Below are 17,924 nucleotides of genomic sequence, written 5' to 3' on the forward strand. Positions count from 1 at the left end.
TTAGAACACAAGTAAAAAGACCTCCGAAGGAAACCACGCCATGTCCATCAATCGCGACAAATTCGGCGCATTGCTGTTCCTATGCCTTGCTCTGATTTATGGCTTTTACGTCGGTGACATTCCGCTGCTGTTTGGCGATGAGGATGCTCCGTTCAATGCCAGAACCCTCCCTAATGCACTTGCCTGGATTCTGGGCGTGGTTTCCTTCATCCAATTGATCCTGCCGGCCAATGAAGACGCTGGCAGTCTCTCGGATGCCTTTCGTGGCCTGAAATGGCGACGTGTCGCCATTCTTGCGGCCCTGATGGTGTTCTATGGCCTGACGATCCGCCAGCTTGGCTTCCCGATCTCGACATCGCTCTTCCTGATGGGCGGTTTCTATACCCTTGGCGAACGACGTCCACTGGTTCTGGTGTTGACGGCTGTTCTTGTCACACTCGCATTCTGGGGTCTGCTGTACCTGATGGGTATTTACCTGACCCCGGGCGATTTCTTCTACTATCTCGGTTGGATCTCAAACGATGCTTGATGGAATTTTTGCCGGTCTGTCGACCGCTGTAATGCCAATCAACCTTCTGATGGTTGCGGTTGGCTGTTTCGCAGGCACCTTCATCGGAATGCTTCCCGGTCTTGGCCCAATCACCGCCATTGCACTGATGATCCCGATCACCTACGGGTTTGATCCATCAACCGGCCTGATCCTGATGGCTGGTGTATATTACGGGGCGATCTTTGGCGGTTCGACATCTTCTATTCTGATCAATGCGCCGGGCGTTGCCGGTACGGTCGCAACCGCCTTTGACGGTTATCCTATGGCCCAGAAGGGTCAGGCGGGCAAGGCATTGGCGATTGCGGCATATTCATCCTTCTCGGGTGGTACGATTGCAGCAATCTTCCTGCTGGTTGCAGCCCCTGCCCTGGCATCGGTTTCACTGTCCTTCCAGTCGGGCGATTATTTCGCCCTGATGGTTCTGGGACTGACAGCAGTTTCTGCGTTTGCCGGTAAAGGTCAGGTTCTCAAGGCGATCACGATGACGCTGTTTGGCATCATGCTGTCGACCATCGGGACCGATCCGGCGGCGGGTGTTGCTCGCTTTACCTTTGGCAGCATGGATCTTGTCGATGGTATCAGCTTCCTGTTGCTTGCAATGTCGACCTTTGCACTGTCAGAAGCCCTTCTTTCGATCCTTCGTCCGACCAAGGACACTCGCTCGGACGAAGAAAAGGCCCTTAAAAGCCTTGGATCAATGAAGTTGTCCAAGGCAGAAGTCAAAACCATGGTACCGGTCATCGGCCGTTCTTCCATTCTCGGCTTCTTTACAGGTGTTTTACCGGGTGCGGGCGCAACCATTGCATCCTTCCTTGCCTATGGCATGGAACGCAATCTGGCATCGGCCAAGGAAAAGCTTCAGTTTGGCAAGGGCTCCATTCGCGGCCTTACGGCACCGGAAACGGCCAATAACGCTGCTTGTTCGGGTTCATTTGTGCCACTTCTGACACTGGGTATTCCGGGTTCCGGTACAACTGCTGTCATGATGGGGGCACTGATTTCCTATGGTGTTCAGCCGGGCCCGCGCCTGTTTGTCGAGCAGCCCGCTGTGTTCTGGTCTGTCATCATCTCGATGTATATCGGCAACGTGGTTCTGCTGATCCTCAACTTGCCACTTATCCCCTACATCTCCCGTCTTCTGGCCCTGCCCCAGCAGCTTCTGGTGCCGTTCGTTCTGTTCTTCTCGCTGGTTGGTGTCTATCTGGTGACCTTTAACACCATGGACATTCAGATGATGGTATTTGCCGCCGCTATCGCAATCGGCCTGCGTTTGCTGAATTATCCGATGGCACCGATGCTTCTTGGCTTCATTCTCGGCAAGATGATGGAAGAAAACCTGCGTCGCGCATTGGCAATCAGTGACGGCTCCCTTTCCTTCCTTTGGGAACGTCCGATCACCCTTGTCATTCTTCTGATCAGTATTCTTTTCCTCTCTGCACCTTTGATCGGAAACTTCCGCGAATGGATGCGCGGCCGCAAGGCTGTTCCCAATGACGGCGAACTCTAGGAAGCGACGTTAATCGACAAGAAGGAACGGGTGAATGCGTTTTATTGATAATCTGTCGATCGGCCCCAAAACCCTGCTGGTTCCGGTCTTCCTTATGATCGTCATTATCGCAATGGGCGTTGCGACTGTCGCAACCCTCGAAAGCGAGAAAGCCACACTCACCAGCCTTCGCGTCGAAGCCTATGAACGGCGATCCGATGCGCTGACCTTAAGCAATGCGCTTAACGAGGCTCACGGATCGCTGTTTCGCATTCTGACATGGGATTCAAACGGTATTAATGCCGCCGTTGTACCGGACCTGCGCGAAAAGGTCAGCAAGCTGTCCTCCGAACTGGCCCCGATGGCAGAACGACTGGCCGCCGTTGGCGGCGATGAATTTGCAGCCAATTACGCAAAATACATGGAACAGGTCGATCAGTTCCTTGTTGAAAGCGAAATGAATATCTATGGCGCGCTTGAAGTCATCGCGCAGGCTGACGAGACGTTTCAGGCACTTCAGGTTCCGCTGAACGATATTCTTGCCAAGACCCACGACATCGCAACGACCTCCTTTGCCGAAGCTTCGTCAAAGGCCGAAGCTTTGCAACGCGTCTTTGTCATTGTTGCCGTCCTGGTGGTGATTATTGCCGGGATCGTTTCTGTCTTTGTGTCGCGCCGTATTTCACGCCCGATGACCGATTTGGCGCGACTGATTGAAAAGATTTCCAATGGTGATCTTGATATCGATATCCGCGGCGGGCAGCGGCGGGACGAAATCGGCACTGTTGCGCGCTCGGTCACTGTGTTGCGCGATCAATCGCGCGAGGCTGAAACCTTGCGCAAGGAGCGCGAGCGTATCCGTGGCGTTGAACGCCAGCGTCAGCAAAACCTGATCGAGGCAACCGAACATTTCCAGCGTTCGGTTCAGGAGGCCCTGTCGGGCTTTGATCGCGAGTTTGGTTCGCTCAACGGTTCGGCAAGCGATATGGAGCAGATTGCCAACCATGCCAGCGCCCGCTCTGCAGACGCAAATCAGCATTCCGAACAGGTACTTCACCATATCGAAGCGGTATCGCACACCACAGCCAGCCTGTCCGAAGCCATCGCGGAAATCGGACAGCAAGCGCAAAATTCTGCCACCGTTGCCGGGCGCGCCCGCGAGGAAAGCGAGCATTCCCGTGCCCTGTTTGATCAGTTGACCAATGCCACCCAACGGATTGGTGATATCGTCAGTCTGATTGAAGACATTGCAAGTCAGACCAACCTTCTTGCCCTGAATGCCACGATCGAAGCCGCCCGCGCCGGTGACGCAGGCAAGGGATTTGCTGTGGTCGCAGGCGAAGTTAAAAACCTTGCCTCGCAAACCGCCCGCGCAACGGACGAGATCGCAAGCCAGGTCGAAGAGATCCGCGGACTGACCGACAATGTCATCGCAGCCCTTCATAGCGTTGCCGACGTAATTGGAGAGGTTGACCAGTCCGCAGCAGCGATTGCGGCCGCCGTTGAAGAACAACAGGCATCAACCGCAGGCATTTCAAACAGTATTCAGGATGCCAATGGCGGTATGCGCACAGTGGCAGAGGCCGTAAACGCACTCGATAGTGAAACCGAGCGTGTTCATAACGGTTCGGAAAATGTCTCGCGGGCGACCAACACCCTGAATACCGAAGCATCCCGACTGCGCGATGCCATTGATGGTTTCCTAGAGCAGATTGAAAAGAACAAGGCTGAAGCATAATGAGCAGAACACAGGACGATCCTTCGAATGACAGTTGGATCAATCGCACTTCCCGTGTTTTGACGCCGAAATTCTTTAAAAAACTTGCTGTCGGACTGGGGATCGGTCTTGTCGGTGGCGTGATTGCCCATTCCATCAACATGCCGCTGGCCTGGATGATGGGCCCGATGCTCGCGACTTTTATCGCAAGTCTTCTGCGTGTCCCGATGGGCATCCCGATGCAGTTCCGCTCAGCCATTCTTGGCGTGATCGGAATATTCCTTGGGGCGTCTTTCACGCCCGATACATTTGACCAGGCGGCGCGCTGGCCGATCAGCATGATCGCTGTCCTCCTTTACGTACCAGTCATCACGGTGATCATCACCTGGTTTTATACCAAGGTTGCCCGTCTTGATCCGGCAACGGCCCTGTTTTCGGCCACCCCGGGTGGCTTGACCCCGATGGTCGTCCTTGGGGCTGCTGCAGGTGGCAACGAACAGGAAATTGCCCTGACACAGGGGCTGCGTGTTCTGTTGCTGGTGATGTCAGCCCCCCTTATTGTCCTGATGATCACCGGCGTCGTTGCAAGTGGTCATGGTGATAGCGAAGCCGTTCAGATGACTCTTGGCGAAGGTGCGCTTACTGCAATCTGCGCCCTTCTCACCATTCTGGTATTTCGAAAGATCAGGGTACCCGCCTCATACATGACCGGTGCCATGGCCGCCAGCATGGTGCTGCACGTCACTGGCACGGTTGAGGGCAATCTTCCCGGATGGTTGCTGGCAGGGAGTTTGCTGATCCTTGGCTCAGCCATCGGCAGTCGCTTTTCAGGGGTAAAGCTTGCTGTCCTTGGTCGACTGGCAATCTATTCAGTCCTTGCCACTGTCGTCGTCCTTGCCTTTACCGGTGTCATTGCATGGTTTGTGGCGCAGTGGCTGGACCTTGACTTTATTGCAGTCCTTCTGGCTTTTGCCCCGGGCGGTGTCGCCGAGATGTCATTGATCGCACTTGCACTGAATGTCGAACCAAGCTTTGTCGCATTCCATCATATCGTGCGCATTTTCGAGATTGTGCTACTCGCCCCGATCATGGCGAAATGGTTCGAACGCCATATCAATCGCAAGAAAGGCCTTCCGGGCTAACTGAATACCGGAACTTTCGACCAGATTTTTATATACCAGCGCCTTAGGTCGACAACATTTAAAGTAACTTTAAAAATGGTTCGATCACTCGCTACCGGACCTAGTCGCGCTTATCGACAATAACATCGTGATCTAGCAATGGCGCAACGTCGATGTCGCTTGCATCCATCATACCCGATACACGCTGCAACGCCGCGATAAGGAATGTCTGTTCCCATTCCTCAAGATTGTTGAACTTGTCGGAAAAACGGTCATGCAAGGCCATTGGCGCACGATCAAGGGTCAGCACGCCCTCCTCGGTCAGGCGCACAAAGACTTTACGCTTGTCCGTATCACCGCGTTCGCGAGACACCAATCCCATCGCCTGCAACTTGTCGACAAGTGATGTGGTAGATGCCTGTGCAAGATTGACCTTGGCGGCAATCTGCCCGACCGTCATCTCGCCGAACTCTTCCAGTGACTGCAAAACAAGAAGCTGTGATGTTTTCAACCCGGTGATTTTACCAAGTTTCTTGGCGTGAATATCACTCGCACGCAGGATTCTGCGAATTGAGATCAAGGCTTCGTGCAATTTGTCCATTTTGACGATCCGGGCGAAAATTATTGTTCTGCTGCAGAACCTGTTTTAGCCGTACACCCCGCGCTACGCAACGTTTTACGACATACTTCCATCGATTTTCTATCGGTTATTACATCGATATTCGTTATTTTAAGGAAAGAATTTTTCCTCATTCTCAGCGTATCATTATCGATGTTCGATTAATTATACTTATCATATTTATCAGTAACTTAGATCATTTCACAGGAATTTCACAGTCGAAGGGTTGATCATTTTATATCGATATTCTATACATCTTCTGCGACATGAATGATCGCATATCGAAATAACAGAACAGGCAGACCGATGAAAATTGCCACCACAAAGGGCAATACCGGCCAGAAAGCCAACCTGATTATCCGAAAACCCAAGGCCACTGACGGCGCTACGGTAAACAACCTCATCGCCGAGTGTAAGCCTCTGGATGAAAACTCGATGTACTGCAATCTGCTGCAATGTTCGCACTTTGCAGACACCTGCGCGATTGCAGAACTTGACGGCGAAGCTGTCGGCTTCGTCTCGGGCTATATCGTTCCGAACAAGAACAACCAGCTCTTTATCTGGCAGGTTGCCGTATCACCGAAGGCACGCGGATTACGTCTGGCTAAACGCCTGATCCTTGACATTCTGGACCGTCCGGCATGCCACAACGTGACCGAACTGAACACGACAATCACCTCGACCAATGCACCGTCGCAAGGCGTTTTCCGTTCAGTCGCACGTGAGCTTGGCGCCGACGTCAAACGCAAGGTCCAGTTCGAACGCGAAACCCACTTTGAAGGGGCCGCTGCCAGCGAAATTCTGTGGCAGATCGGACCGTTCGAACGTGAAGATGTTGAACGCGTCGCGGCCTGATTAGACCAACCTGACCACTCCCAGCGCATGCAGCAAACGGTCATACCGTTTTTGGAACAACCGGCTCGCCGGAACGTTTGGCATGACATGTGGATTTGATTTTCCCAATCTGAAAGAGGGAACCATGACTGTATTTGATCGCCTTGAATCGGAAGTCCAGAGCTATGCACGCTCCTTCCCCGTTACTTTTGAAAGTGCCGAAGGCGCCTGGCTTACCGACGAGAACGGAAATCGTTATCTGGATTTCCTTGCCGGTGCCGGCAGCCTGAACTATGGCCATAACCATCCGGTCCTGCAGGAGAAACTGATCGATTACATCAAATCGAACGGTATCACCCATGGTCTGGACATGCACACCAAGACCAAGGAAGCATTCCTTAATGCGCTTGAAACCAAAATCTTCAAGCCGCGTGACATGGAATACAAGGTCCAGTTTACCGGCCCGACCGGCACCAATGCCGTGGAAGCAGCCCTGAAGCTGGCCCGTCGCGTCAAAGGTCGTGAAACCATCATTTCCTTCACCAACGGTTTCCATGGCTGTACGCTGGGTTCGCTTGCCATCACTGGCAATGAACATCATCGCGGCGCGGCTGGCGTATCACTTGATAACGCGGTTGCTGTTCCGTTTGACGGCTATATGGGCGATGGCGCTGATACCACCGAGTATCTTGACCGTGTTCTGTCAGACAACTCAAGCGGGGTTGCCCTTCCGGCGGCCGTGATCGTTGAAACACTTCAAGGTGAAGGTGGTCTGAATGCGGCTGATTTTGGCTGGCTCAAAAATCTTGAAGCAGTATGCCGCAAGCATGACATCCTTCTGATCGTCGATGACATCCAGGCGGGCTGTGGCCGTACCGGCACATTCTTCAGCTTCGAACCTGCGGGCATCAAGCCTGACATGATCACGCTGTCAAAATCGCTGTCGGCCTATGGTCTGCCGCTTGCAGTCGTCCTGATCAAACCGGAATTCGACGTCTGGCAGCCGGGTGAACATAACGGCACGTTCCGCGGCAACAATCATGCGTTTGTCACGGCAGCAGCGGCACTTGACCTCTTCTGGTCTGACGATGCCTTTGCAGCAGATGTGCGCGACAAGGCCGAGTTCCTTGGCAAGCGCCTTGAAGAAATTGCCGAACGTTATGGTGATGGCAAACTTTACCGCAAGGGGCGAGGCCTGATGCAGGGTATCTGCTTTGAAAGTGGCGAAATGGCATCGAAAGTCACCAAGGAATGTTTCAGGCATAATCTGGTGATCGAAACCAGTGGTCCGGAAGACGAAGTGGTGAAATGCCTTGTCCCGCTGATCATCTCCAAGCAGGATCTGGCACATGGTCTCGACATCCTTGAGCTGGCAACGGCCAAAGCCATGGGCAAGGATGTTGCACCGACCAAAGCTGCTGCTGAATAATATGACAGGGGCGACGCACCGTCGCGTCGCCCTGCCCCACAACTTCATTAGATCAAAGAGTTACAAATGATTGTTCGCACCCTGAAAGAATGTGAAGCATCCGGTCGCCGTGTGGTCTCGGATAACTGGGAAAGCACCCGTCTGTCGCTTGCCGATGATGGCATGGGCTTTTCGTTCCATATCACCACCATCTATGCCGGCACGGAAACCGAGATCTGCTACGCCAACCATTTCGAGACTGTCTATTGCATCTCGGGCAACGGTGAAGTCGAAACCATCGAAGATGGCAAGAAATACAAGATCGAGCCGGGAACGGTTTACATCCTGAACAAGCATGACCGCCACTATCTGCGCGGCGGCACCGAGGACATGGTTGTCGCCTGTGCGTTCAACCCGCCGCTTAACGGTCGCGAGGTTCATGACGAGAACGGTGTCTATCCGCTCGATGGCGATGCGCTCGCAAGCTAGGACTCTTGCTTGAGGCGGCCGGTAACGACCGCCTCAAACTTTCCGAGCCAATAATCTTTCAAGGAAACGCCCCCAAAGGAGGCAACATGCTTTCAGCCCAGAAAAAATCGGACGCTGGGCATAGCGTTCACAAGATCGGTGGTACGTCTATGACCCAGGTTGATGCGGTCATGGATAATATTCTGGTCGGCAATCGTAGCGAGGAAGAGCTCTATAACCGGGTCTTTGTCGTTTCAGCATATGGCGGTTTCACCGACCTTTTGCTGGAAAACAAGAAAACCGGCGAAGCAGGCGTCTATCAGCTATATGCCGGATCGGAAACCGACTGGGCATGGGGTGATGCCCTGACCAAAGTTTCCGAAAGGATGTGCGAAATCAACGAGAAGATCTTTGGTGACGCCCCGGAACTGAAACTTGCCAATGCCTTTGTTCAGGAACGCATAGAAGGCACACGCAGTTGCCTGATGGACCTTCACCGTCTTTGCAGTTTCGGGCATTTCAAACTTGAAAAGCATTTACTGACTGTACGTGAAATGCTGTCCGCGATTGGCGAGGCACATAGTGCGCATAACACCATGTTGTTGCTGCGTGCCAAAGGCGTGAATGCGGTCTTTGCCGATCTTTCCGGCTGGCGCGAGCCCGAGGCATCAACACTTGATGGTCGTATCGAAAAAGTATTCACCGATATCGACCTTCCAAGCCAGCTTGCCATTGCAACCGGATATGCCCAGTGCAGTGAAGGTTTGATGAGCATCTATGGTCGTGGTTACAGTGAAGTCACGTTCTCGCGGATTGCCTGTCTGACAAAGGCGCGCGAAGCAATCATTCATAAGGAATTCCACCTTTCGAGTGCTGATCCGCGCATCGTTGGCGAGGATTCCGTTCGCCCGATTGGCCGGACCAGCTATGACGTGGCCGATCAGCTTTCGAACATGGGCATGGAAGCCATCCACCCGCGCGCGGCCAAGGGCCTGCGTCAGAATGATATTCCGCTTCGGATTGCGAACACCTTTGAACCGGAACATCCGGGCACGGTGATCGATGATCACTGGAACCCGGAAAACAGCCGCGTTGAAATTGTAACCGGCGTTCCGACTGCGTTCGAAATTGAAGTCTTCAATCAGGACATGGTTGGTGTTCCGGGGGGCGAGGAATCAATTCTCAGCGTTCTGAAACGCTATAAGGTTCCAACCGTCACCAAGAACCTGAATGCCAACACGATTACGCATTATGTATCGGCACCTCTGAAACAGATCCGCCGTTGCGTTGACGAAATCGAAGCCAAGCATCCCGAAGCAACCGTTCAGACCCGCAAGGTCGCGATTGTTTCTGTGATTGGCGCAAATATCGCCCAGCCGGGCCTGTTTGCCCGTTCAGTCTCGATCCTTGATGAGGCAGGTGTCGAACTTGTGGCATCTCATTATCCGAGCCGTCGGGTTGACCTTCAGTTTGTCGTCGCCGAAGGCGATTTCGACAAAGCAGTCATTGCCCTGCATCGCGGCCTCGTCGAAGGCAAGAAATCAGAAAGCGCAAACACCGAAGATTCCGGTGATGAGAGCGCTAACAAACAGGAAAAGCTCAAAGCCGCATAAGGCAACAGGCATCCTGACATCACGTCAAAACCCGCAAGCACCATACGGCTTGCGGGTTTTGTTTTGCCCAGATCAGAGACTTGTCAGCATTGATGCACCGCGATAGGACTAACAGGAACACCGCAAGCAAACTTCAAACGGGGACTATCTGCATGAGCACGCAAAACAGCAAAGCCATCAACGACCTTCTTGACGTCATGGCACGCTTGCGTGATCCCGATGGCGGATGCCCCTGGGACCTCGAACAGGATTTCTCGACAATTGCCCCCTACACCATCGAGGAAGCCTATGAAGTAGCCGATGCAATTGCCGATAACGACATGCCTGAACTCTGCAATGAGCTGGGTGATCTTTTGCTTCAGGTGGTTTTCCATGCCCAGATGGCAAAGGAAGCCGGGCATTTCGATTTTGAAGATGTTGCCAACAGCATCGTCTCGAAAATGATTAGTCGTCATCCGCATGTCTTTGGCGACGGCGATGCAACAACCACCGACGGCGTTAATCAGACCTGGGAAAAGATCAAGGCCGCTGAACGCGCACACAAGGCCGAAACAAAGGGTCATGACCGTCATAGCGCACTTGATGGCGTCGCAAGTGCCCTGCCCGCATTGATGCGTGCCGAGAAACTGACCAAGCGCGCGGCACGTGTCGGGTTTGACTGGCCAAGCACCGAAGAAGTCTTTGACAAGCTTCACGAGGAAATTGACGAACTTAAAGCCGAGATGAACGACAATCCTGACCCGGGCCGATTGCAGGATGAATTGGGCGACATGCTGTTTGTGATGGCAAACCTGGCACGCAAGATCGGGGTCGATCCAGAAGTTGCCTTGCGCGGTGCCAATCACAAATTCACCAAACGCTTCCATTTCATCGAAGATGAACTCGCCCGCGATGGCCGAACTGCAGCGCAATCTGATCTGGAAGAAATGGACAATCTTTGGGACTTGGCCAAGAAGGTCGAACGGGGTCAGGCGTAACCAACCCCGTTCTTGCATCCAGCTATCAGCCTTCAAGCGGCATATAGATTTCCGTCAGCAATTCTGTCGGTGCCACTTCTCGTGGATTATTGAGGTATTCCTCGAATACAGGCCCCTCACGCACTTCTTCACCAGATTGCGGTAACCATTTGCCAAATAACCACAAATAGGCCGCCCTCATATCGGCATATGGCCCCTTGTAGCGAAGACAGGCATACCGACCAGCCGCAACAGTTGCTCGTGTAACCGGCACCTCAACATCAACGGTCTGACTGTTTTCAAGAAGCACTCCTGCCCTTGAAAACAGGTCTTTTTCACGATACGCATCAGGATCAGTGTGATAAACACCGATCAATCTGATATGGGGTCCAACCAGCCCGCGAACGGCAAGCCAGCCGAACAGGCGATCAAACGCCTCGCCGATTTGCATGAATGATCCGTGATGATGAATGGTCAAAAGTGACATCTCAGGCACGTTCCGGATTTCCACGTCCCATGGGCCACTAACGAGTGCTCCCTGATCTTCATCAACGGCATTCTGGAACTTCCGATGACTGCCTTCCTTGCGATAGCGGGCGGGCGGCATTCCATAGCTGTCGGAAAAGATACGGGTAAAGGATTGCAAATTCGGATATCCGCACCGCTTTGCAATATCATCAATGGGGATTTCGCTGTTGGCCAGCATTCCGGCGGCCGTATGAAGGCGTACCCGCTTGACTGTCGCAGCCACGGTTTCACCAAACACACCGTGATAAATGCGATGCCAGTGCGTCGGAGACATACAGGCAATTTCAGCAAGACTGTTCAAATCCAGATCATCTGCCAGATGATCATGAATATAGGCCTGAACACGGGTAAGACGGTCCTGATAGGAACGCTGGGCATGTAATTTATTCATCGTTCTCTCATGCATTTGTTGTGCAATTTGAAAACGCTATCACGGTGCGATTTGACAAATCTTGCGATCTTGTCGTTGATAGAGTCAGGAAAATAGCGGCAAAAGGATTTCGTTGATTTCGTGCCACAAATCCTCGGAACTTGCGCAAAGAAGTCCGGGGGCTGTCGCATTGGCGTTATATTCGTTGTCCTTGTCAGACATGATATAGCGCGCAAAACCGCCAGCCTCACGAACAAGCAGCGTACCCGGCGCATGATCCCAGGGCTTTAAGGTTCGATAGGCACAAAAATCATATGCACCGCGCGCCATTTCCTCATACTCCGCGCCACAGCAGGAATAATGGGCAACGTCATCAAAGAAATCGAGATGACCATAATGCTTGCGAATGCGATCACGGGCATAGGAAATCAAAAAGCCCTTTGCATCACGGGCTTTGGTAATGTCTGAACGCACAGAAACCGGCTGACCCTGATAGCAGGTACCGGCCCCCTTTTCGGCGACGGTTGCAGCACCTTCAATCGGATCGACAATCCAGGCTGCGACAGTTTCGCCGCCGTAATACAAACCGACCATGCAGCGGAATGGCTGGCGATGATGGGCAAAGTTTTTGGTGCCGTCGACCGGATCAATAATCCAGAACGGGGCGGTGCCGGCAAAAACCTTATCCTGCAACTTCGGATCAGCATGTGCTGCCTCTTCGCCCAAGGCCAGACTCCCGGGCAACAGATCGGTTAAACGTGCGGTTAGAACCCGCTCGGCCTCGGTATCTGCTATGGTGACAAGATCAAGCGCGTGGGTTTTGATATCGATATCGGCATCATCAAGCTGACCGAAGCGCGGAGCGATTTCAGTTGCCGATACCTCCCGGATAATTTCGGTAACCTTATCCATATCGACTTTTATCGCCACGCTACTTCTCCCACTGGGTAATCCTGATTACGCACTATATCAGATGCACTTCAAGCCCGGCCTTGGCACACCAGTCTTCGAACCGACCAACACGCGTCGTATCAACGCGTAGCTGGATTGAAATTCCGTCCGCACCTTCACTCCGCTGCAAGACTTCGCCCTGCTCATAAAGACGGGCCAGTGACTTACCGTCCGAATAAGGCACGCACAGCTCAAACACCGGCATGTCCTCGGTCAGACGATCCTCGATCAATTCAAGCAGTGCATCACAATTGCGGCCTTTTACCGCCGAAATCGCAATGGTGTTGTCATGACGGGATGCATATTCCAGCACGGCCTGAAAGTCTTCACCTTCAAGAAGATCGATCTTGTTAAGCGCCTCGACCAGTTCTTCGCCATCAATTGCCTTTTGAAGACCAAGCGCCTTGAGAACTTCAAGCACGTCAAGCTTCTGTGCCTCGGTCTCGGGCGATGATGCATCACGCACATGAACGATCAGGTCTGCTTCAAGAACTTCTTCAAGTGTCGCACGGAACGCCGCGACAAGATCGTGCGGCAAATCCGAAACGAACCCCACCGTATCAGACAGAATAACCTTTCGACCGCTTGGCAGGATCAAACCACGCATGGTCGGATCAAGCGTCGCGAACAGCATATCCTCGGCAAAAACCTCGGACACCGTCAGGTGGTTAAACAGAGTCGATTTTCCGGCGTTGGTATAACCGACAAGGGCCACAATCGGATAAGGCACCCGGCGGCGAGCTTCGCGGTGAAGTTCGCGCGTCCGTTTGACTTCTTCAAGCTCGCGACGCAATTTCGCAAGCTTGTCTCCGATCAGGCGACGGTCAATCTCGATCTGGCGTTCACCCGGACCGGCAAGGAACCCGCGACCACCACGCTGACGTTCAAGGTGCGTCCAGGTCCGCACAAGGCGGGATCGCTGATAGCTGAGCAATGCCAGTTGAACTTGCAAGCGTCCTTCACGGGTGCGCGCACGATCGGCAAAAATCTCAAGGATCAAGCCGGTTCGATCAATAACCTTGCATTTCCATTCACGTTCCAGGTTACGCTGCTGGATCGGGGAAAGCTGGCCATTGATCATGACAATATCGGCCTCTTCGGCCTTGATTTGCAAACCAAGCCGCTCAACGACACCGGTCCCGAAAAGGGTTGCCGGGCGTGTTTTTGCAATGGGCACGATATCCGCGCCCACCACGTCAAATTCCAATGCGCCAGTCAAACTGACCGCTTCATCCAGACGCGAAGACGCGTCGCGCCAGGACGCTTTCTGGTCCGCGCGTTTTAGATCCGGATGGAAAACTAGGACCCGGGGGGTATCGGGCGCATCGCCGCCCCCCGAAGTCAGAGATTCGTCAGCTATTTTCTTCGTCCGTCGCAGGCTGGCTCGGATCAAACAGTTTGATCGGGGTCGTCGGCATTACCGTCGAGATCGCGTGTTTGTAAACGAGCTGGGTATGAGCATCGCGCCGCAGCAAAACAGAGAAATTGTCAAACCAGGTGATGATGCCCTGCAATTTGACTCCGTTGACCAGAAACACGGTAACCGGCGTTTTGTTTTTACGGCAATAATTCAGGAATACGTCCTGAACATTTTGTGATTTTTCCGCCATTGGTTAGACCTAGCCTTCTTTTATGAGCGTTTTTTTGGTTTCGGGCGGCCAAGGAAAATGTGGAGCCGTCGACTTTCAGGTCGGTCACGACCCCTGCCCCATTTTTTAATGACCAGTCTGGACTATAAGACTTTCGAGAAGCTTTTTACAACCCTTACAAGCGCCTCGCAATCAGCGAAATGCCAATCAGGGCTAAGAGTCGCAGAATTCTGCGTGTCCCCGTGACCGGTTATTTCATCGCCGATCAGGATTGCAGTGGCTCCGACATTGCGCGCACATTGAATATCAACAACACTATCCCCTACAAACCAGAGATTCTCATATTGCGATGCCGAAGAGTCGCCCATCGCCATATGCACCGGATCGGCAGCCGGTTTGTCATTTGCCGCATCTGTTGCACCAACAATTTTTCCAAAAAAGGGCGTCCATTCAAGGTGCTCGGCTTCCTTGCGCAGAAAGTCACCATTCTTGTTGCTGACCACACCGATATAGGTGCCATTATCACGCAACGCACATAAAAGATCATATGCGCCGACAAGTGGCGTCAGTGTTTCGAGATGAATGGACCGGAAATGGCCATAGAAACTCTCCTTGGCGGCTTCCCAGCGATCCTGACCGAACAGAACCGGAAAACTGTCACGCAGGGAACGGGCTACACGCTGTTTGGTTTCTTCAAGCGTCCAGGTTTCCCTGCCAAAGTCTTCAAAGGTCATATTCAGGGCCGCCTGAATGGTACCCCAACTATCAACAAGTGTATTATCCCAGTCAAAAATGACGGCCTTTGGCGGATGGGGCAATTTGTCAGACATTTGAACTTCCGGTAATGACGGCGCTATCTATTGGTATGAGGATTTGAAAATCCGCTGAGCGATCAGAAATATTCCAACCGGACTGCGAACATCTTTTCGACCTTCTTGATCTGCTCGGATCCGGCAAAGACGACAATGCGGTCATTCGCCTCAATCACCGTATTGGCGCGCGGCATGACCACCTCACCATCACGCAAGATCGCGCCAAACACCACACTGGCCGGCATCGCGATATCCTTGATCGCCTTGCCAACGATTGGGGCGGTTTCAAGTGCTTCGGCTTCAAGAACCTCGCCAAAACCTTCTGACAGGCTGTGAACAGCACGAATACGGCCACGACGCACATGATGCAGGATGGTCGAAACCGTTGTCATACGCGGACTAATGACAACATCGACACCCAGTTCAGAAACCAGCGAGTTGTAGGTGCTTTTATTGATCAGTGTCAGTGCGCGCGGACAGCCATAACGTTTGGCGAGCAAGGATGACAGAATATTGGTTTCATCATCATTGGTCAGTGCAACAACGGCTTCGGCATTGCCTACATTGGCTTCCTCAAGCAGTTCCGGATCAAGAACGTCGCCACGCAGAACAACACTTTTCTTGGGAAGTTTCTGGGCCACATAACGTGCACGTTCAGGATCAGCTTCGACCAGACGTGTGGTCACACCCGGGAAATTCTTGTTGATCTCTTCGGCCAGGAACAAGGCAATGTTGCCGCCACCAAAGATCACGATACGGCGTGCTTCGGGGTCTTCGTGACCAAAGGCCGACATTGCACGTGACACCTGATCGCTTGACACTGCAAGATAAACAAGGTCCCCTGCCAGCATCTGGTCTTCCCCTTTGGGATAAACCGGCTTGTCATCGCGGATCATGCCAAGGATCGATATGTTCAGATCCGGGAAAAGCTGGTGAAGCTGACGCAGCGGCGTGTTGATCACCGGGCAATCTTCGTTGCAGCGAAGGCCAAGAATTTTGACCTTGTCATCGGCAAACGGGATCATGTCAAACGCGCCGGGTGCCTGAAGACGACGCGCAACTGCACGGGCGACTTCCATTTCTGGCGAAATCACCACATCAATCGGAAGTTTTTCACGACCAAACAGGCTTGCCCATTCCGGCTGCAAATATGTCTGGCTGCGGATACGAGCAATCTTGGTCGGCACATTAAACAGGGAATGCGCAACCTGACAGGCCGTCATGTTGACTTCATCGGCAAAAGTCACAGCAATCAGCATGTCGGCCTCGTCGGCACCAGCCTGCTGCAACACATCGGGGTGCGAACCAAACCCGATGATGCCTTTGACTTCGAGCGTGTCTGAAATCTTGCGAACCAGTTCTTCCGACTGGTCGATCACGGTAACATCATTGTTTTCCGCGGCCAGATATTTGGCAATGTGGAAGCCCACCTGCCCGGCGCCGCAAATGATGACCTTCATCTTGTTATCTCCCGTTCACAACAGTCCCAGATGAGAATGGCTTTGTCAGCTGTTCACACCAAGGCTTTTCAGCTTGCGATGCAAGGCTGAACGTTCCATGCCGACAAAACTTGCCGTCTTGGAAATATTTCCCCCAAACCGGTCTATCTGGGTTTGCAGGTATTCTTTTTCAAACATCTCGCGCGCTTCACGCAGCGGCAATGCCATGATTTCACTTGTTTTGTCAAAGCTTAGGGATGTCGGTACATCTGAGAACAACTCGGATGGCAACATCTTGCCACTGATCAGATCCGTCTTGTCATCATCCGGTGCCATGATCATCAATCGTTCGATGACATTGCGCAACTGACGCACATTCCCCGGCCAGTCATAGGCATGCAGTGTTGCCATTGCCTCTGGCGAGAGTTTGCGTTTTGGCAAGCCGGTCGCATCGGCGTAACGCTCAAGGAACCGTTCGGCAAGTTCGGGAATATCATCCCGGCGCTGCTGCAACGATGGCACTTCAAGCGGCACCACATTCAGACGATAATACAGATCCTGACGGAAGGTTTGTTCAGCAATACGTTGTTCAAGATCACGCGCGGTGGTCGCAATCACGCGGACATCAACGCTGACCGGCAAAGCACCGCCGACACGCTCAAAGGTTTGCTCCTGGAGGACACGAACAATTTTCCCCTGTGTTTCCAAGGGCATGTCGGCAACTTCATCAAGCAGCAATGTCCCGCCATGCGCCAGCTCAAGCACCCCCGTGCGGGCTTCGCGATCTGCATTTGCGACCGCGCCAAACAGGGACTCTTCCATGGTTTCGGGGGAAATGTTCGCACAGTTTAGAACCACAAACGGGGCTTCCGCCCTTGCCGATTTCTGATGGATAAGGCGTGCAACAACTTCCTTGCCTGACCCTGCCGGGCCATGGATCAGGATACGGCTACCGGTACGTGCAACGCGTTCGGCAGACTGACGAAGGTTATTGATGACCGATGACTTGCCGACAAGCTCTGTATCACCACCAGCCCGTAAGGTCAGTTCGCGGTTTTCGCGGCGCAGACGCGCATCATCAATCGCGCGTTCGACAACCATCAAAAGACGGTCGGTATTGAACGGCTTTTCAATGAAGTCATAGGCACCGATGCGCGATGCTTCGAGTGCAGTTTCAATGTTCCCGTGGCCGGAAATCATCACCACCGGGACTTCGCTATGTTCGCGTTTGATCAGCTTGAGGGTTTCAATCCCGTCGTGGTCACTTTCATCCATCCAGATATCAAGCACCACAAGGCTTGGCCGCCTCGCGGCCACTTCGGACAGAGCTTCCTGGCTCGATCCGGCCTGACGGGTGGTATAGCCTTCGTCTTCCAGAATACCGGAAATCAACGCTCGAATGTCTTGTTCATCATCGACAATCAGAATGTCGTGCGCCATGTCGGAACCAAATCAATCTTTAT

Annotated in this window: 17 protein-coding genes; 9 read left to right on the forward strand and 8 right to left on the reverse strand. The window is 53.0% G+C overall.

What is annotated here, in order from left to right; translation table 11 throughout:
- The first annotated feature begins 40 nt into the window (after window positions 1-40).
- The 4 genes from WA318_RS10935 to WA318_RS10950 are packed head-to-tail and all read left to right on the forward strand — an operon-like array spanning window position 41 to window position 4,895.
- Entirely contained in the window at window positions 41-529 is a 489-nt protein-coding gene (locus tag WA318_RS10935; RefSeq protein WP_336080998.1) for a tripartite tricarboxylate transporter TctB family protein, read from the forward strand.
- On the forward strand, window positions 522-2,057 hold the full coding sequence (locus WA318_RS10940) for a tripartite tricarboxylate transporter permease (protein ID WP_114097482.1): 1,536 nt from the start codon (window positions 522-524) through the stop codon (window positions 2,055-2,057). The genes WA318_RS10935 and WA318_RS10940 overlap by 8 nt, the downstream gene beginning before the upstream one ends.
- A 34-nt stretch (window positions 2,058-2,091) precedes the next feature.
- A complete protein-coding gene (locus WA318_RS10945; RefSeq protein ID WP_336081001.1) occupies window positions 2,092-3,774 on the forward strand; it encodes a methyl-accepting chemotaxis protein in 1,683 nt (560 codons plus the stop codon).
- The gene (locus tag WA318_RS10950; RefSeq protein ID WP_336081003.1) at window positions 3,774-4,895 is read left to right on the forward strand and encodes an AbrB family transcriptional regulator; all 1,122 of its coding nucleotides are present in this window, start codon (window positions 3,774-3,776) and stop codon (window positions 4,893-4,895) included. Before WA318_RS10945 ends, WA318_RS10950 begins: the two co-directional genes overlap by 1 nt.
- A gap of 100 nt (window positions 4,896-4,995) precedes the next feature.
- On the opposite strand, the gene WA318_RS10955 is transcribed toward WA318_RS10950, so the two are convergent.
- Complete coding sequence (locus WA318_RS10955; RefSeq protein ID WP_114097479.1) at window positions 4,996-5,475, reverse strand: MarR family winged helix-turn-helix transcriptional regulator; 480 nt, start codon at window positions 5,473-5,475, stop codon at window positions 4,996-4,998.
- Between the two features lie 324 nt (window positions 5,476-5,799).
- Here WA318_RS10955 and ectA point away from each other — a divergent pair, with 324 nt between their 5' ends.
- From ectA to mazG, 5 genes are all read left to right on the forward strand, one after another.
- Complete coding sequence (ectA, locus tag WA318_RS10960; protein ID WP_336081006.1) at window positions 5,800-6,348, forward strand: diaminobutyrate acetyltransferase; 549 nt, start codon at window positions 5,800-5,802, stop codon at window positions 6,346-6,348.
- A 124-nt stretch (window positions 6,349-6,472) separates the two neighbouring features.
- Window positions 6,473-7,756, forward strand: coding sequence for a diaminobutyrate--2-oxoglutarate transaminase (gene ectB / locus WA318_RS10965; RefSeq protein ID WP_336081008.1), 1,284 nt, complete (start codon window positions 6,473-6,475; stop codon window positions 7,754-7,756).
- Between the two features lie 66 nt (window positions 7,757-7,822).
- Entirely contained in the window at window positions 7,823-8,224 is a 402-nt protein-coding gene (locus WA318_RS10970; protein ID WP_068519046.1) for an ectoine synthase, read from the forward strand.
- A gap of 86 nt (window positions 8,225-8,310) precedes the next feature.
- On the forward strand, window positions 8,311-9,816 hold the full coding sequence (locus WA318_RS10975; RefSeq protein ID WP_336081012.1) for an aspartate kinase: 1,506 nt from the start codon (window positions 8,311-8,313) through the stop codon (window positions 9,814-9,816).
- 152 nt (window positions 9,817-9,968) lie between these two features.
- Window positions 9,969-10,793 (forward strand): nucleoside triphosphate pyrophosphohydrolase, encoded by an 825-nt coding sequence (mazG, locus tag WA318_RS10980; protein WP_336081020.1) that lies wholly within the window; start codon window positions 9,969-9,971, stop codon window positions 10,791-10,793.
- 25 nt (window positions 10,794-10,818) lie between these two features.
- On the opposite strand, the gene WA318_RS10985 is transcribed toward mazG, so the two are convergent.
- The 7 genes from WA318_RS10985 to ntrX all read right to left on the reverse strand — a co-directional run bounded on the left by WA318_RS10985 (window position 10,819) and on the right by ntrX (window position 17,901).
- Window positions 10,819-11,691 carry an AraC family transcriptional regulator gene (locus WA318_RS10985; protein ID WP_336081022.1) on the reverse strand — a complete coding sequence of 291 codons (873 nt, stop codon included), beginning with the start codon at window positions 11,689-11,691 and terminating at the stop codon, window positions 10,819-10,821.
- A gap of 84 nt (window positions 11,692-11,775) precedes the next feature.
- On the reverse strand, window positions 11,776-12,600 hold the full coding sequence (locus WA318_RS10990; protein ID WP_258548647.1) for an inositol monophosphatase family protein: 825 nt from the start codon (window positions 12,598-12,600) through the stop codon (window positions 11,776-11,778).
- Window positions 12,601-12,634: 34 nt separating this feature from the next.
- Window positions 12,635-13,966: a GTPase HflX gene (hflX, locus tag WA318_RS10995; RefSeq protein ID WP_404969461.1), complete on the reverse strand. Its 1,332-nt coding sequence runs from the start codon at window positions 13,964-13,966 to the stop codon at window positions 12,635-12,637.
- A 7-nt stretch (window positions 13,967-13,973) separates the two neighbouring features.
- Window positions 13,974-14,231, reverse strand: a complete 258-nt coding sequence (hfq, locus tag WA318_RS11000) for an RNA chaperone Hfq (protein WP_007089557.1) — start codon at window positions 14,229-14,231, stop codon at window positions 13,974-13,976.
- A 122-nt stretch (window positions 14,232-14,353) separates the two neighbouring features.
- Window positions 14,354-15,040: an HAD family hydrolase gene (locus tag WA318_RS11005; protein WP_336081037.1), complete on the reverse strand. Its 687-nt coding sequence runs from the start codon at window positions 15,038-15,040 to the stop codon at window positions 14,354-14,356.
- A 62-nt stretch (window positions 15,041-15,102) separates the two neighbouring features.
- A complete protein-coding gene (gene trkA / locus WA318_RS11010) occupies window positions 15,103-16,482 on the reverse strand; it encodes a Trk system potassium transporter TrkA (RefSeq protein ID WP_114097471.1) in 1,380 nt (459 codons plus the stop codon).
- 45 nt (window positions 16,483-16,527) lie between these two features.
- Entirely contained in the window at window positions 16,528-17,901 is a 1,374-nt protein-coding gene (gene ntrX / locus WA318_RS11015) for a nitrogen assimilation response regulator NtrX (RefSeq protein WP_336081040.1), read from the reverse strand.
- Window positions 17,902-17,924 lie beyond the last annotated feature (23 nt).

The organism is Thalassospira sp. CH_XMU1448-2 (assembly GCF_037027285.1).
Classification (GTDB): Bacteria; Pseudomonadota; Alphaproteobacteria; order Rhodospirillales; family Thalassospiraceae; genus Thalassospira; species Thalassospira profundimaris_C.